This is a genomic window from Ideonella sp. B508-1, from assembly GCF_000333615.1.
In the GTDB taxonomy this organism is placed as follows: domain Bacteria; phylum Pseudomonadota; class Gammaproteobacteria; order Burkholderiales; family Burkholderiaceae_C; genus Ideonella.
The window spans coordinates 1-221 of sequence record NZ_BADL01000041.1 but is presented as its reverse complement, the minus strand read 5'-3'; the positions used below and the strand labels follow the sequence as shown (position 1 = coordinate 221).

The following is a 221-nucleotide window of genomic DNA, read 5'->3' as shown; positions in this document are numbered from 1 at the left end:
ATTTCAACCTCGATCTCCATTGCGGAGCGTATCCGAAGTATTGATCCAAGCATCCGCATTGTATTTGGAGGATACGGGGTCAGCTTCGAAAGCGCCAGGTTTCTACAGCTGAGCGATGCAATCGATGCGCTTGTAGTTGGTGAAGGGGAGCTAACGCTCGACGAACTTCTGCGGACATGGGAATCTAATGGCGACCTTCGGCAGGTACCAGGCATCGTGTT

Annotated in this window: 1 protein-coding gene; it reads left to right on the top strand. The window is 52.0% G+C overall.

Features of this window, described 5'->3' with window-relative positions; all coding sequences use genetic code 11:
* On the top strand, nt 1–221 hold a 221-nt coding region (locus I73_RS31290), incomplete at both ends, for a cobalamin-dependent protein (RefSeq protein WP_199899024.1).